The sequence below is a fragment of the Aquimarina sp. ERC-38 genome (assembly GCF_026222555.1).
In the GTDB taxonomy this organism is placed as follows: Bacteria; Bacteroidota; Bacteroidia; order Flavobacteriales; family Flavobacteriaceae; genus Aquimarina.
The window spans coordinates 1,771,673-1,789,219 of record NZ_CP098511.1 but is presented as its reverse complement, the minus strand read 5'-3'; the positions used below and the strand labels follow the sequence as shown (position 1 = coordinate 1,789,219).

At 36.7% G+C, this 17,547-nt stretch carries 7 protein-coding genes; 6 read left to right on the top strand and 1 reads right to left on the bottom strand.

Going from position 1 to position 17,547, the window contains the following annotated elements:
- Positions 1 to 107: 107 nt before the first annotated feature.
- The 6 genes from NBT05_RS07490 to NBT05_RS07465 all read left to right on the top strand — a co-directional run bounded on the left by NBT05_RS07490 (position 108) and on the right by NBT05_RS07465 (position 15,860).
- Complete coding sequence (locus NBT05_RS07490) at positions 108 to 4,364, top strand: two-component regulator propeller domain-containing protein (protein ID WP_265772871.1); 4,257 nt, start codon at positions 108 to 110, stop codon at positions 4,362 to 4,364.
- A 139-nt stretch (positions 4,365 to 4,503) separates the two neighbouring features.
- A complete protein-coding gene (locus NBT05_RS07485) occupies positions 4,504 to 6,063 on the top strand; it encodes a sulfatase-like hydrolase/transferase (protein ID WP_265772870.1) in 1,560 nt (519 codons plus the stop codon).
- The gene (locus NBT05_RS07480; RefSeq protein WP_265772869.1) at positions 6,050 to 8,554 is read left to right on the top strand and encodes a glycoside hydrolase family 2 TIM barrel-domain containing protein; all 2,505 of its coding nucleotides are present in this window, start codon (positions 6,050 to 6,052) and stop codon (positions 8,552 to 8,554) included. The genes NBT05_RS07485 and NBT05_RS07480 overlap by 14 nt, the downstream gene beginning before the upstream one ends.
- Before the next feature lie 36 nt (positions 8,555 to 8,590).
- Positions 8,591 to 11,467: a glycoside hydrolase family 2 protein gene (locus NBT05_RS07475; protein WP_265772868.1), complete on the top strand. Its 2,877-nt coding sequence runs from the start codon at positions 8,591 to 8,593 to the stop codon at positions 11,465 to 11,467.
- A gap of 190 nt (positions 11,468 to 11,657) precedes the next feature.
- Positions 11,658 to 14,582 (top strand): T9SS type A sorting domain-containing protein, encoded by a 2,925-nt coding sequence (locus NBT05_RS07470; RefSeq protein WP_265772867.1) that lies wholly within the window; start codon positions 11,658 to 11,660, stop codon positions 14,580 to 14,582.
- Positions 14,583 to 14,897: 315 nt separating this feature from the next.
- Positions 14,898 to 15,860 (top strand): T9SS type A sorting domain-containing protein, encoded by a 963-nt coding sequence (locus NBT05_RS07465; RefSeq protein WP_265772866.1) that lies wholly within the window; start codon positions 14,898 to 14,900, stop codon positions 15,858 to 15,860.
- 59 nt (positions 15,861 to 15,919) lie between these two features.
- Here NBT05_RS07465 and NBT05_RS07460 read toward each other — a convergent pair whose 3' ends face one another.
- Entirely contained in the window at positions 15,920 to 17,434 is a 1,515-nt protein-coding gene (locus tag NBT05_RS07460; protein ID WP_265772865.1) for an IS1634 family transposase, read from the bottom strand.
- Positions 17,435 to 17,547: the final 113 nt, after the last annotated feature.

Genomic DNA, 17,547 nt, shown 5'->3' with positions numbered 1-17,547 from the left:
AAATACCTGATAAAAAGAACTTTATAAAACCCCTTTTATAATCTTATCTATTCTAATGCGTTAATATTATCTAAAATCTGCGTTTATAATTTAATATATTTGTTAATATGACTACCTACTTAAAAACATATCATGCGCTCCAAAAAACGGTAAGGTTTTTTCTGATTTTACTTATTCTAGAGCCTTTTACTGCCTATACTCAAAATGCGTTAAACTTTGAACATTTGACTACAGAGAACGGTCTATCTCAAAGTGATGTCAATACAATTTTTCAAGATGATGATGGTTTTATGTGGTTCGGCACCCATGATGGCTTAAACAGATATGATGGTTACGAATTCACTATTTATAAGCCGGATATTAAAAACACGAAGAGCATCAGTAGTAACTTAGTCTGGAAAATTATTGACGATGAGCAGGGTAATTTGTGGATTGGTACTACAGGAGGAGGGTTAAACTATTTTAACAGGGAGACCGAAGAATTCACCTCATTTACTTCGGATAAAAATAATAAGAACAGTATCCATAATGATTATATAACACAACTTTTCAGAGATAGCGCAAACCGCCTCTGGGTAGGCAACTCAAGCAGTATCGATATGGTTGACCTTAATCAACCTCTCGACTCTCTGAAGTTCAAACATTTTAATTTATACCCTAACACCGAAGCTCCTACGGGGAAAAGGAATATTGTATTTTCTTTTTTTGAAGATAGTACGGGGCAGATATGGATCGGTGGTGCAAAGACGTTATCAAAACTAGCCAGGGACAGGAACGGAGATTTTTATTTTCAATGTTTAAATGATTTAACTAATTTTCCTGATTCCAATGTAATGGCTATTAATGAAGATAGTTACGGTAACTTGATTTTGGGGACTAAAGATGGTTTATACCGATACCTCCGTGAAACAGCTAATAAAGAGGTACAGTTTATTCATGAAGGCGTATTTAATTCGGTACAAATCAGTAATCAGCATATCTGGGCGGGTACGGATGATGGCCTTCTTGAATTCTCCAACTTGTCTGAAACAGAAGCTCCGGAGCTCATCAGCACCTACCGCTACGATCCTCAAAATTCGGAAAAAAGTCTTACTAAAAACACTATAAAATCATTATATATCGACAGCACCGGCATTGTTTGGGTGGGAACTAATGGCGGTGGCGTTAATAAATTCGATCCGCAACGCAAACAATTTTGGCATTTTAAGAAAAGTCTGGACCCTGGCAGCCTTAGTAATAATAAAATACGTTCAATATATCAGGACAGTTATCAGAACCTATGGGTAGGAACAGAAGGAGGAGGACTCAATTTACAAAGTAAAGATGGTAGCGACAGGGGGTTTAAGAATTTTAAAATGTTGAGTAAAGTATTTGCTCTAGAAGAAATTCAATTAAAGAATAAAAGAAGGCTTTTAATCGGATGTGAAAACTCTCCCGGTATGTTCGGAATAGATTTAGACGGGGATAAACCTATAACTGATAAAGATATTAAACCTATGGAGGATACACCTAATAGTGTGTTTTCTTTAATGCAGGACAATGCAAAAAATGTATGGATAGGTACGTATACGAGTGGCGTACGACGATGGTTGATCAATAAGGACAGTTTAAGTTTTACTAAAGATATTTTAAGATACGATGCCACTAATGAATTTAGCATTTCAAACAATATTGTTCGGGATATACATCAGGATTCTCAAGGTAATATTTGGTTTGCCACCGGAAAAGGGCTCTCTCGTTTAACCCCGAACCAGATACGGTCTAAAAACCCAAAGTTTGATGTTTTTAAAAACAATCCTAAAGATGATACCAGCCTAAGCCATAACTATATTTTAACTGTTTTTGAAAGTAAATCCGGTACGATCTGGATAGGAACTTTTGGCGGTGGATTAAACAAATTAATTCCAGGTTCCGGATCCCAGTCGATACGATTTAAAAGTTATTCTGAAAATGACGGGTTACCCAACAATGTAATTAAAGGAATCCTGGAAGACGAACAGGATAACCTTTGGCTCTCTACAAATAAAGGGATTTCCAAATTTGACCCCAGAGAAGAAACTTTTCAAAACTATGATGTGAATGACGGTCTACAAAGTAATGAATTCAGTGAACTGGCAGCTTTTAAAACCGTAGACGGCAAATTACTTTTTGGCGGTGTTAACGGATTTAATGCCTTCTATCCGGAAGAAATTATAAATAATACATTTATTCCGGAAACCGTTTTCACCAACTTCTCCATATTTAATAAACCCATTGCAATCGGTGAAAGTATTAACGGACGAGTGATTCTGGACAAATCAATTAATGAAATTAAAGAAATTGAATTAAAACATATAGAAAACAGTTTTTCATTCGAATTTGCAGCCTTACACTACGCTGCTTCAAAAAAGAACAAGTACGCTTATAAATTAGAAGGCTTTGATGAAGAATGGGTTTATACCTCATCAGATAACCGATATGCAACCTATACCAACCTGGAACCTGGTTTATACACGTTAAAAGTAAAAGCCTCAAATAATGACAATGTCTGGCTGGAAACCCCTATCAGTCTCGATATACACGTAAAACCACCTTTATGGAAAACAAATGCAGCCAAAATATGTTATTTACTTCTGGCTATAGGCTTGCTTTTAGCGTTTAGAAGGTATACTATTATAAGAGCAAACCGAAAACACCGATTGGACCTGGAATATTTGGAGAAAGAAAAAAACGAAGAAATACAAAAGGTAAAGCTGGAGTTTTTTACTAATATTTCTCACGAGTTCAGGACTCCCCTAACCCTTATAAAAGGACCCTTGGATTTTCTAATAAAAAAAGGAAACACCCTGAGTGCTAAAGAGGTGAAAGACCAGTATATCCTGATGCGGAAGAATACGGACTACCTGCTTAGGCTTATCAACCAATTATTAGATTTTAGAAAAATGGATCATGGTAAAATGAATCTGAATTTATCTAAGAGCAATATTGTAGAATTCTTAAAAGAAATAAGCGAACCCTTTCAATTTTTAGGTCTTAAAAAAGATATATCTTTTGATGTTACTATTTCAAAAGACACTATCTACAGTTGGTTTGATGCCGATGCTATCGAAAAGATCATAAATAACTTATTATCCAATGCCTTTAAATTTACTCCGGAACATGGTACTATTTCATTAAAAATCTTCGACGGAAAAGATCCTAAAAAACCTACGTTCCCGGACTTAGAGATTGACGAGTCCAAATATATTTTAATACAGGTAAAAGATTCAGGTCCTGGTATTCCGGCACATAGAATTCAACATATTTTTGAACGGTTTTATACCGAAGCTGACCTGTCTTCACATTTAAAAACGAAGGGAACCGGGATTGGGCTTTCTTATACTAAAAACCTGGTGGAGCTTCATCAGGGAATTATAAAGGTTAAAAGCAATGCTGAAACCGGAACTACCTTTTCCGTTTGGCTTCCTAAAGAAAAAGAAACCTATATTAAGAAAAGCGGTTTAAAATTTCATGAAGTATTCGAAGCCAGCACCTTTATCACCCAGGAAGACGCAGATACGCATGCAATAGGTGTGATGGATGATATTGCAGATAACAATATGATAAGGTCCCGGTCTAAATTACCAGTATTATTAATTGTAGATGATAATCCGGACATCAGGTCGTTTATAAAAAAAGGACTGGGAGAGTCATATTATATTTATGAAGCAGAAAACGGTGAAAAAGGTTTTGAACTGGTAAAAAAGGTTATGCCTAACCTGGTCGTAACCGATTTGATCATGCCGGTGATGGATGGTATTGCCTTATGTAATAAATTAAAAAGTACCAAAGAAACCAGCCATATACCTGTAGTAATGCTGACTGCCAAAATTTCGCAAGAAAAAGAAATCGAAGGTTTAAAAACAGGGGCTGATGCTTATATTAGAAAACCTTTTGATATGGAATTGTTAGAACTTAAGTTAGCTAACATTTTAAAACAAAGAGAAGAACTTAGAAAACGTTTTAATAAAGATATTGTACTTCAACCTAAAGATGTAACGGTCACTTCATCTGATGAAATATTCTTGCAGAATGCCATTGAGATTGTTGAAAAGCATATGATGAATTCGGATTTTAGTGTGGAAATGCTTGTTAAGGAAATGAATATGAGCCGAAGTAATTTGTATTTAAAAACAAAAGAACTTACTGGACTTTCTTCCAGTGAATTTATCAGAAATATTCGATTAAAAAGAGCCGTTCAGCTTTTTGAGAAAAGTGACCTTTCTGTCAAGGAGATTATGTACAGAACCGGTTTTAATACCGCATCTTATTTCTCTAAATGTTTTAAAAAACAATTTGGGGTTATTCCCAGTAAATACGTTAGACTCAAAGATAGTAAGGCATAAACAAAAGCGTAAAACATTTGTTGCCTTATAAAAATCATCTGTGCTTCCTATTTATACGGATAAACCTGACTTTTGATCTGCAAGAACACGTAGGCATATGTAATTAATGATTCGTAATTTTATTTCTACACGTACAACTATGAAGATTCCCTTTTCTCTACTAATGGCGGTTAGCCTTCTTTTTTCATGTGGTACAAAAACCGGAAAGAATACTACTACTAAACAAAAACCTAATATCGTATTTATCTTTACAGATGATCAAACCTATTCATCCATACATGCTTTAGGAAACGAAGAAATTATTACCCCAACCATGGATTCATTAGTCCGAGAAGGTACGACGCTTACCCACGTGTACAATATGGGTGCCTGGAGTGGTGCTGTCTGTGCTGCGTCCAGGGCTATGTTAATCTCCGGAAGGTCGGTATGGAAAGCTAATCATTTTAGAAAGAACTGGAATAAAAATAGAGCCCTGGATAAAACCTGGGGTAAATTATTAGAATCGCAAGGCTATGACACCTATATGACCGGTAAATGGCACGTGGATGCTCCAGCTGATAGCGTTTTTCAGCATACCCGGCATGTAAGAGCAGGTATGCCAAAAGATGCATGGGATCACAAGGTCATGGCCAGAAAGATAGACTCTATAACTAAAGTTCAAAACGCTAATTTTGCTGCCATCATGCCTGATGGATATGGTCGTCCCCAATTTGTATCAGACACATCCTGGTCTCCGTATGACACTTCTAAAGGGGGTTTTTGGGAAGATGGAAAACACTGGAGTGAGGTCTTAAAAGACGATGCTATCCTCTTTATAAATGAAGCCGAAACAAAAGAGAACCCGTTTTTTATGTACCTGGCATTCAATGCGCCGCATGATCCTAGGCAAGCTCCAAAAGAATATTTAGAGAAATATAATTTAAACACTATCTCCATTCCTGAAAGTTACTTACCACAATATCCGTATAAACAAGACATGGCAAGTGGTCAAAACGTGAGAGACGAAGCTTTAGCACCTTTTCCTCGAACAGAACTAGCTATAAAAACACATACTAAAGAATATTATGCCAGTATTACCCATGTAGATGCACAAATTGGTAAAATCCTTCAGGCTCTTAAGGCTTCCGGCAAAATGAACAATACTTATATTATCTTTACTGCTGATCATGGTTTAGCCATGGGGCGTCACGGGTTATTAGGAAAGCAAAACTTATTTGACCATAGTATCAGGCCACCTATGATTATTTTAGGCCCCGATATTCCAAAAAATAAGAAAACAGATACTGATGTTTATTTACAAGATGCAATGGCAACCTCACTGGAAATTGCCGGAGTCAAAAAACCGGAATATGTTGAGTTTAATAGTTTTTTAGATATAGCAAAGGGAACAGAAACAGCTAGTAAATATACTGCGATCTATGGTGCTTATCGGGATGCACAACGCATGATCAGAAAGGATGGTTATAAACTATTAGTATATCCGAAAATAAAAAAAACACTTTTATTTGACTTAGAAAACGATCCGGAAGAGATGTACGATATTGCTAATGAACCCGAACAAAAAGAACGTTTTGCATCTTTATTTAAAGAATTAGAACAATTACAAAAAAGTATGGATGACTCTTTGGATATTTCAGACTGTTATCAAAAAACCACTAATACTACGACTAAATTACAATTAACGCATGGCACACCTTAAAAGTGTTACTCTTATTTTATGGCTATTGACTACAACCTGTCTCCTTGGTCAGAAAAACAAAATTGAAGTAGTAGCAGACCAAAATTTTAATGCAAACTGGTTATTTTTAAATGATTCGATAGCAGCAGGAGAAACTATTGATGTAAACGATAAAAACTGGAGAACAGTAAACCTCCCTCATGACTGGGCCATAGAAGGGCCTTTTGATAAGAAATACAACGCTAGAAATGGCGGGCTTCCTACGGATGGTATTTCCTGGTATAGGAAACATTTTACCATTGAAAATAAATTTAAAAATAAGCATATATCTATTGAATTTGATGGTGCTATGAATAATTCTAAAGTCTGGATTAACGGTCATTTCTTAGGTTTTCGGCATTACGGGTATAGCGGTTTTGAATACGATTTGACACCTCATATTAACTTTGATAAGGACAATGTGATAGCCGTGCAGTTAGCCCCTGAAGTTTTGTCCGGCAGATGGTACGCCGGAGCTGGTTTATATCGTAATGTACGATTGAAAATAAATGAACCCATACACATTCCGCAGTGGGGCACTTACGTCACTACTCCGGAAGTTACCGATAAAAAAGCAACGGTTCAGATAGAAACTACCGTAAAAAACACAACAAAAGCTAACACTGCAATCCAACTGGAAACTACCATACTAGACAAAGACAACAACAAAGTTGCCGGAGACTTGCAAAGCATCACGTCTAAGAATGGAACTAAAACTAAACATATCCAGCGAATTGTTATAAAGAATCCGTTGCTTTGGGATATTGGAAAACCCAATTTATACAAAGCTATAAGTCAGTTAAAAATAGGTAATCAAGTGGTTGACGAATATGAAACGGAGTTTGGAATTCGAACGATTGAATTTAAAAAGGATGGTTTTTATTTAAATGGTAATGCCGTTGAACTTAATGGGGTATGTATGCATCATGACCTTGGCCCGCTTGGGGCAGCTGTAAATTACAGAGCTACAGAACGTCAAATGCAGATCATGCAACAAATGGGAGCTAATGCACTGAGAACAAGTCATAACCCCCCTTCTACAGAAATGTTACAGGTTTGTGATCGCCTGGGAATTGTAGTTATTGATGAGGCTTTTGATGAATGGAAAACCCCTAAAGTACCAAATGGTTATAGTAACTATTTTGACGAGTGGGCAGAAATTGATTTAAGGGATATGATTAAGAGAGATCGCAATCATCCTTCGGTCATCATGTGGAGTATTGGTAACGAAATTTTGGAACAAAGTCAGGAAGACGGGTGGAAAGTAGCAAAAATGCTAAATGACATTTGCCATGATGAGGATGATACGCGCCCAACTACGGCTGGTTTCAACTATTATCCTGCATCCTTTACTAATAAATTAGCATATCAGATAGACGTAGTAGGCGTTAACTATAAGCCTGCGTATTACGCTGAAATAAGAGAACAAAATCCGGATATGATCTTCTACGGATCTGAAACCTCTTCACAAACAAGTACGCGAGGGTACTACGATATCCCTTTAGACTACACCGTTAAAAAAGAAACCAATCAGGTTTCCAGTTATGACGTTACCGTAGGGCCACCCTGGGCGTACTCACCAGATGTTGAATTTGATGCACAAGAAGCTAATCCTGATGTACTAGGTGAATTTATCTGGACCGGATTTGATTATTTGGGCGAACCAACTCCTTACGGTGGTAAAGATAATTCTACTAATGGTTACTGGAATGACGACTGGCCGTCTCACGCTTCTTATTTTGCTCCGGTAGACCTATGCGGTTTCCCTAAAGACCGGTTTTATCTATATCAAAGCCAATGGACCACAGAACCTATGATTCACGTATTACCACATTGGAACTGGGAAGAAAAAAAAGGAGAAACCATCCCGGTCTTTGCCTATACTAATTGTGATGAAGCCGAATTGTTTGTAAATGGAAAATCCTTCGGTAAAAAGGTTAAAGGAAAAGACCTGACCGATGTATTTACAGAATACAGGGGATTTGAAACAGAAGGATATAATTTTAACCGAGGTATTTTTAAATCCAAATATCGATTATCCTGGGAGGTTCCGTATCAACCGGGAAGTATCAAAGTGGTAGGTTATAAAAACGGAAAAAAGCTGGTAAGCAAAGAAATTAAAACTGCCGGGAAACCTGCCAAAATTAAATTAATTGCAGATCGTGTTAAAATAGATGCAGATGGTAAAGATTTATCCTTTATAACGGTAAGAATTGAGGATAAAGACGGTAACTTATGCCCAAATGCGGAAAACCTGGTGAATTTTGAGGTAAACGGAAACGGTGCGTTTAAAGCTGTCGGTAACGGTAACTCTGCTTCTTTAGAGTCTTTTCAAGAACCTTTTATCAAAGCTTTCTACGGAAAATGTTTGCTTATTGTCAAATCATCTTTAGAAGAAGGCACAATCAAAATAAAAGCAAGTTCAGAAGGTCTTTCTCCAAATACTATTGAAATTAAAACTGTAAAGTTGTAGATTCAACCACACCACTTCACTCTTAAAGATTTAAAAATGAAAGTTTCGTTTTTGTTACTAATTAGTTTTTTTACTTTACAAATCGGCTATACGCAAAACAAGTTGGCTTACGGAGTAGAAGTTGGGGATAGAACTAAAACAAATTTGAACCAAGGATGGAAGTATAGTAAAACCCACGCAAATGGTACCACTCCAACAGGTATCACCTATGATGATTCTTCCTGGGAAGATGTTTCCATTCCACATACCACACAATTGGTTTCTTCTGAAATGGATAGTATTAAAGAAACCTGGGTGCAGGAAACCTATCTGCGTAATGTAAGTTGGTATAGAAAGAAAGTTAAAATTAATGCGGATTCCTCTAAAAAAGTTTTTCTGGAATTCGAAGCAGTACATAATGCAACCGAATTATGGGTGAATGGTAATAAAGTGGGGACGTATGCAGTTAACGGATACACCCCGTTTCATTTTGATATTACTGATTTTGTAAACTTTGGGGAAGAAAATACTATTGCCATAAAAGCTGATAATGGTTTTAGCCAGGTGATTCCGCCGGACCCGCATGAAACCGACTATGTAAAATTTGGTGGTTTGTATCGTGACCTTTATTTAGTTACTACTAATAAACTTCACGTAAATTATAACTGGGAAGCCTATGATGCCGGGGTTCATATTACCACACCTACGGTAAATAAAAATAATGGTACGGTTACCGTTAAAACTACGGTAAAGAACGAAAATACCACGAGTAAACGAAGTAAAATAGTAACTAATATTATCGATAAAAAAGGCTTCGTTATTAAAAAAATAACTTCCGAAGCGATAATTGCAGCAAATGCTACGTATACCTTTAGGCAAACCGCTATTATTGAAGATGATTATCATCTATGGTCTCCCGATACCCCCTATTTATATCGGGCGAATTCTGTAATTTACGATGAGGATATACCGGTTGATTTTGTAGAGAATACCTTTGGTTTCAGAAAATTCACTCTGGAAAAAGGCAAAGGTTTTGTCTTAAATGGAGAACCTCTGTTTCTAATTGGTGCTAACCGGCATCAAAACTACCCTAACATTGGTGATGCCGTTCCCAACTCATTTCATTATAAGGAAGCTTTGCAGTATAAAAAAGCAGGGATGAATATTATCCGGCTCTCTCATTATACACAAGATGATGCCTTTATAAAAGCTTGTGACGAATTAGGTATTTTTGTGTATGAAGAACCATCCACCTGGATCAACTGGGGTGATGAAGCCTGGTTTTCAAACTTAGAACGCGCTACCAGAACCATGATCCGCAATCATAGAAATCATCCTTCTATCATCGTCTGGGGAGCCGGCATCAACCATCGGGGTCCGGTTCCACAAATGCAAACCGTAGCCAAAGAGGAAGACCCATTTCGAATAACCGCCTCCGCTTCAAGTCCGTGGAACGGGGTTAAAAACCAAGGGATCACTGATGTGTATGCCACTATGGATTATCGCAGATCAGAGTTTCCGGAAACTGCGTTTACCATAGTTATGGAGCACGGAAGTTCTCCGAACTCTGAAGTAAATCAATTTCATATTTCCCGGTATAAAGGCAGTAAAAACAACTTTGCCGCTATTACCTGGCTTGGAGCTGATTACAATCATTTGCAACCTAACGTAGACGATGAGCAATGGAAACGCGATTTTATGACTACCTACGGAGTACTTTCTGCATATCGCGTCCCAAAACCAGTGTATTACTGGTATCAATCAGAACTGGTTCCCAAACCTATGGTACATATAGCCGATGAAACCGCTTCAAGAGATGGTAAAGTTCGTATTTTTAGTAATTGTCAGGAAGTGGCCTTGTATCATAATGACCAACTTGTTGCCCGGCAATTGCCGGATAATGACGTAACCAAACAACATCTAAATCATCCTTCCTTTACTTTTAGGTATAACTGGAAAGAGGGAAGGTTAAAAGCAATTGGGTATACGAACGGAGAAAAAGTAACCGAATTTGTTCGACACAAAGAAGGTAGACCAACCCGTTTAAAATTAAGTTTTAATATTACAGATCAACCTTTTTACGCCGGGGGGTCTGATTTAAGATTGGTTCATGCTTCTATACTGGATGCTAACGGAGAAGTTGTTACCACAGCAAATAATAAAATACAATTTTCTATTTCAGGTGCGGGAACCATCGTCGACAATGGAACGATAGATGCTAATCCGGCCCGTTTATATAATGGTGTCGCCAGTATTTACATTAGAGCTACTAACTCTCCAGGAACTATTACGGTCACTGCTAAAGCAGATGGAATACCAACTCAAAAAATCAAGGCAACTACCGTAGTCTATGATCCTGATGAGTTTATTCATGAACTCTCCCCTATTTATGACTTCCCAGTATCTAAAGTGGATATTGGTGGAGAGGAACAGTTAGTTCAGTTCGATTGGGAAGCATGGACAGGAAACTCTAACAAAGACTTACAATTTACTTTAAATGAGTTTAATGCTCAAATAGCCGTTATTTCTGATGAAAAGATTGCATGGTTAGGAAATAGTGCTATGCTCGGCAACTTAAGTTTTGTAGGTACGGACGGGTTGTATATTGAAAAAGGGAAACTGACCATAAAAATTTCAAATCTAAAAGCCGGGACTTACGAGTTGGAGAGTTTTCATCATTCCAGAAGACCTAAAATAAAAATGACTAATGAAATAGAAGTAGAAGTTACAGATACAAATGGGACAATTTCCAGAAAATCAGACGATCATGTGGTAAATTATTATAAGAATGATAATTCTGGTGAACGCAAACCTCTTTCTATCACCTCTCAATTTGAATCTAACGGAAAAGATGGGGTTTTACTTCACTTTAAAAATCTTCAGGAAAAAGGAGACATTCCTCTAAACGGATTTATTTTAAAACAATTAAAATAACATTCTTCACACATCTTGATCCGTAAGCTTAATTAAAAGTTTTATCTGTAAAAGCGCAATTATTTAGTTATAAAACACATATGTTTTAGATGTTAGCACATATAAGAATCAATAAAACAACAGTTGTTCGCATCTTTATACCCTTTCTTGTTTAAAGTTGATAGAAGAAGATAAAGTATGATATAATCTTATGAAAAAAATAATACTCATTTTATTTACATTAGCTGTACAGCTAAACATATATGCACAATATAACAACAACAATTATGCTCCTGTATCTACCTTTTCTGCTACAGAAACAAATACGGTAACAACTAATTCTCCTTTTTTTGATAAAATAAGAACAGAACGTGTTACATCTGACCAAAATATTGAATGGATTAATTTCTCACCGGGTACTTCAGGGTATTGCGAAGAATTCTGGTGTCACCCTACAGATGCTAATACTATGTTCAGCGGTGCTGATATGCATGCCGCTTTTGGGTCATGGGATAGCGGTAAAACCTGGAAAACCCTGAAAGACAGTGACGGTAGTGGCTTGGAAATGCGACGGGTAATTGATATTAGTTTTTCACTTCAAAACCCCGATTATGGTATTGCCTTTGCTAACGATCAGACAGGAAGTAAAACAAGCGGTAGATTATATGAAACCACAGACAGAGGAAGATCCTGGAGTATTGTATCTACGGTAGGAAAATGCCATTCAAAACTAGCGATTCATCCCACTAATGATAAGATCTGGCTTTTAGGTGCCGGTGATTTTTGGAATGTAAAGAGCAACCACCGTAGTGCTGCCCGACCCAATGGTATTAAACAAACAAGAGCTAACTACGGTTATGTATGGAAAACCATTGATAAAGGGGCTACCTGGAAAAAAGTGGCTACTAACCTGGCACCTGATAACCTGGATGTAGGTAGAATTATTTTTGATAGAAACAACCCTAACCACGTTATCATGGCAACAAGCCAGGGGATGTTTAGAAGTACTGATCTGGGTGAAACCTGGGCGGTAAGCGCTACTGGATTACCTAATAACTTACCCCGGGACTTGACTTCATATTACGATTCCGGTACCGGTGAATTTATCCTTTACGCAATAGAACAAACGGTATATAATCCTAAAGGCTCTTCGATTAGCAGTAGTGGAGGTATTTATAAAAGTACGGATGGTGGGGTGTCGTGGCAAAATATTACAGGTAATCTAGCCATAAATTTACAAACTATCACCAATTTTGGGATTAGGGATAATTATCACAGAACCATAGCTAACTGGTTAGGTATTTCAAAAGCCGTATCTAAATCCACTTACACCACTTTTCCTACCGCTGCTCTTCCGACGTTTAATCGAATTGTAGTAAATCCTACAAATAAAAACGAAATTTACTTGGTGCATAATAAACGCCATACTTTCAGCTTTGGCCCCGGTGACGTATGGAAAACTGAAAATGGTGGTACTACCTGGACGGCAGTTTCAAGAGCCGGGCAGTATTGGATAAAAAATACCAATCAGGCTTACTGGCAATCCAGAAATAACCCAACCGGAGCCAATATAGAATTTTCTCATCTACAACGTAGTATGGATAAAGGTAGAGAATCCTTATCTGCTGCTAGGATGCTTGCCATTACTATAGAAGGAAATGTTTTTACCGGAATCGGACAGCAACTATTACGATCTGATAACGGAGGTACGACCTGGACTCAAGCAGATAATTATGAATTAGCACCTGGTAGTGACACCTGGGTGGGAAGAGGAAATACCAACCTGCCCGGAAGATTTATGTTGTTAGAAACCGGAATTCCTAATCGTAAATTATTATGTAGCGGAGAACATGGCTTATGGCAAACGGTCAACTCCGGAAATTTTCAAAATCCGGATGCTGTAGCTATAGAACAAATAGAAGGGCAAAATAATGATGATGGAATGCATACTGCATCTACCGTAGCTGTAAAACCAGACGATCCTAATACCATCTACTTACTGGCATCACGTCAAGAACATAGGGGTAAATTAAGACGCTCCACAGATGGTGGCAAAACCTGGGCTAATATTGCTACCATATTTGAAGCTAGTAATTCGGAATTTCAAAATCTGGCACATCAAAATTCTTTACTGATCGATCCAAGTACGCCTGACCATATGTATTTCTGTGCTACTAGAAAAACCGTATCAGAAGTGGGTAATTCTGTCGATCAAAGTATATTAACAAAAGGCACCTATGGTGTATACAGGTCAACTAATGGCGGGATTGATTGGAGAGCTAGTAATTCCGGTTTACCTGCAAATAGTAGTGTACGTAGGTTGACAATGGATCCTGACAATCCAAAAGTAATATATGCGTCCTTAAACCAGTTTGGTAATAAGGATGTAGGGGGATTATATAAATCTACTGATGGAGCAGTAAGTTGGAGTAAAGTAAGCATTCCTCCTGTGATAAAATCAGTCAATAACTTTTTTATAGATAGAAATACCGGTTTTATGTTCATTTCTGCCGGAGCTCGTGCCGGAGCCTTATCCGATGGTGGTGTTTGGAAAAGTGAAAATAAAGGTGCTACCTGGACCCGTATTTTTGAAGCTCCATACGTCTGGCAAACGGAAGTATCACCGGTAAATTCCGATCTAATTGTAATTTCTGTGGCAGCTCAGGTACCTAGTATGATTACAAACTTCTTAAATCCGGGTATCTATTTATCTATGGATGCAGGTACTACCTGGACCAAAATTAATAAAGGTTTAGCACATGCAGAAAGAACTGTAGATGTGAAACCTGATCCTGTAGATGAATCAATTTTATGGAGTGCAGGATGGGGAAGTGGTTGGTATAAAGCCATTATAAAAAGTCAGAGCTTATCAGTACCTGTAGAGCAAGACGTAAGAACAAATCAAGAAATTAATATGTATCCGAACCCGGTTGCATCCGGAATATTTCAATTACATCATATTGATGACAATACCGAATATACCATCTGGAATTTTCAAGGTAAGATGATACAATCAGGTTATGCATCAGCTAATCAAGATATACAGGTATCTAATTTATCATCAGGATTATATATTTTAAGAATTCTATCAAATAATGCTTCTGTATCAAAATCTTTCAAATTTGTAGTTAATTGAGTGAAGGGTCTAAACCTGTTGTACATTTTTTAATTTTTTCCGTCCATTAGATTAGTCACAATGTACAACAGGCCCTTATAATTAAATGTTGAGTAAAAGAACGCCTGGGTTTACTAAAATTTCAGAGTTTATACAATTTTTCGGTGAGCTTAGAGATAGCAAAGGAGTACAGATCGACGGAATTTTCTTCTTTTACTCACTTATTACAAGTACTTTATCACAAAACATTTACTGTATCAAAAAAAACTTTAGTTCTATCATTTTATAATAAAAACATAGATATTGCGTAATATAATATAACTAAAACATAATACTATGATTCGCAAATTCATACTCTTAACTGTACTTACCCTTTTACTAATACCTTTACATACGAAAGGGCAAACTAAAATCAACTACGGACCTAATTATGTCGTTTTTGAAGCTGAAGACACTGGGAACAAAATAAAAGACTGGGTCGTACGAAAACCCGGAGATCCAAAGTATTTGGCTAAATTTGATGGGATACCGAATGCCCCTAAACCTATTAACAATACGTATCTTGAATACACAGGAAGTTTTGCAGACAAAACGCAGGGGGTTTTAATCTATACCTTTACTGCGCCTAAGACTGCTACGTACCAAATGGTAATGCGTATGTATTCACCTATCGAAAAAACAGAAAAAGCTGATAAAAAGAATGATGTATTCATTAAGATGGAAGGTGATTTTACCAGTGGTGCTGCAAAACCTACTACTGCCGATTTAAAAACTTTACATAAATTTTTTGGCCGTGGTAAACGTTTCTGGGGGAATTGTAGTCAACTAGAGCATAACGGTCTAAATCCTGTATTTTATAAATTAAAGAAAGGCAAGCAATATACCTTTACTATGAACGGTAGATCTGCCGGTACCAGTATTGATTATATAGTATTTTTTGAAACGTCTATCCCTGTAGACAGTCCGGATGGTAAGGCTGGTTTTAAAGATCCCGCGCGTTCCTTACCAGAAGAAATTCGTCCAAATGGTCGTCGAACACTAAGTATTGCTAAAATTTCTGATTTTGACTTTAACATCTATCCTAATCCCACTAATGATGTTGTTTTTATAGACCTTAATACAAAGTCAGATAGCGATTCGGAAATTAGTATTGCTACTATAAACGGACAAACTATTTATCAGGGTAATATAAGTAATACCACAAAATCAATAGACGTTTCTGGTTTTACTTCAGGATTTTACATGATCAATATTAAGAATGGAAATACGGTTACCAACAAGAAATTGGTAATTAGATAAAAATTCTAAAAAGGTCTTATTTCAATATGAAGTAAGGCCTTTTTCCTGACTTCCGAATTTTAACACCCAAAATTAAAAAGTTGACTAATTTCTCTGTGTTCGTCAGTAAGTAATAGTGTTTTGGTAATTTTTTCTTTTGTATTGGGAGTTACTATTTCTATTTGATAGATACTTTGTAATATTTCAATTACTTTTTCTGGTGATAGGTCAGATTTTTTTATTTTGAGTTGGCGCTCTAATTCTTTATAAACTTTGTAAGCTGTAAAAGTCAGACATATATGCGTCTCAATTCGTTTTTGTTTTCTGTGGAATATAGGCCTGATCTTTAAATCTGTTTTAGCAATACGGAAGGCTTTTTCTATCTTCCACAGGTGGGCGTAGTTCTCTAGAATTTCTTCTTTACTGAGTTTTGCATTGGTAATATACCCTTTAAGGCCATCCCATTTGGTATCTGCTTTAAACTTGTTTTGGTCAATGGTAATGCTTACTTCCCCGTCTAATTTCAGGTACTTGTTGTACCCCCTGTTATTAATGTTGGCTTTGGTCAGTTTTCCGGATTTTATGCGTTTTTCCAACCGTTTTAACCCTTTCTCCCTATTGTGCTTATCTTTCTTAGCTCTTTTGTCAGAATAGGTAACTATTAGCTTTAAATCGCCTTTTTGCAAAACTTCACTCTCCCCATTTTTCAGTTGTAAAGCATGTATTTTCTTTATTATATTTTTAGTCTCGTTTTTAATCCTTGCCCCTAATATAAATTCATAAGAGCCTCTTTGCAGATCAATAATGTTTTGATTTGAAAGCAAACCCGAATCTGCAACAATAACTAGTTGTTTTAAATTGTATTTGTTTTTAAAGGCATAAATCACTGGAAGCATGGTATGGCCTTCAAACTTGTTACCTTCAAAAACTTCATAAGCCAAGGGATAGCCTTCCTTGCCTACTAAAAGCCCCAGGACAATTTGTGGGTTTTGGTGCTTGCCTTCTTTTGAAAACCCTGTTTTACGCAGCCCATCTTCGTTATCGACTTCAAAGTAAAGTGTAGTTACATCGTAAAAAACAACGCTGATTTGCCCACCTAACACTTTTAAGGTGTGCTCAAAACTAATAGTTTGGATCTGTTCTTTTTTACCATCATAAAGCTTGTCCATGTACCTGTAGATATCATCTTCTGAATAACTCTTTTGTTCATAACGATACAAATACTCGGTAGTTTTCAATTTACTTTTAGGGTAAACCAACCGATATAAAACTAGATCTTTAAAAAGTGTATCATTAAGCTTATTAAAACCAATCTCGTCGAATAGCTTACCTAAAACAAGTTGTACACCTGCTAACTTATGGGAAGTGATATTATTTAGGACATTTTGATATAATAAAACTTCATTAGCAAAATCAAACTCCTTCGAACCCAACGTTTTCTTAATCCACTGTGAAGCTTTCTCTGAGAGGTCTTTGAGTTCGCTATCATCCTGGGATCCACCGAAACTCTTGGCAACTTTGTATTTACCATGAATTTTCTCAACTACTTGAATATAGATCTTGCCATTTGTATGTTTAAGTCTCCGAACGAACATGAAACGAAGATAAAAAGATGAATTAACACCCAAAATGAAAACCAAAGAAAAACCATACAACTCTAAATCAGAAACATAAAATTAATCAAAAACTAAATCCTAAAAATGTGCGG

Coding starts and splice junctions, on each gene's coding strand:
- NBT05_RS07465 (WP_265772866.1), top strand. CDS start 14,898: ATGATTCGCAAATTCATACTCTTAACTGTACTTACCCTTTTACTAATA.
- NBT05_RS07460 (WP_265772865.1), bottom strand. CDS start 17,434: ATGTTCGTTCGGAGACTTAAACATACAAATGGCAAGATCTATATTCAA.
- NBT05_RS07490 (WP_265772871.1), top strand. CDS start 108: ATGACTACCTACTTAAAAACATATCATGCGCTCCAAAAAACGGTAAGG.
- NBT05_RS07475 (WP_265772868.1), top strand. CDS start 8,591: ATGAAAGTTTCGTTTTTGTTACTAATTAGTTTTTTTACTTTACAAATC.
- NBT05_RS07470 (WP_265772867.1), top strand. CDS start 11,658: ATGAAAAAAATAATACTCATTTTATTTACATTAGCTGTACAGCTAAAC.
- NBT05_RS07485 (WP_265772870.1), top strand. CDS start 4,504: ATGAAGATTCCCTTTTCTCTACTAATGGCGGTTAGCCTTCTTTTTTCA.
- NBT05_RS07480 (WP_265772869.1), top strand. CDS start 6,050: ATGGCACACCTTAAAAGTGTTACTCTTATTTTATGGCTATTGACTACA.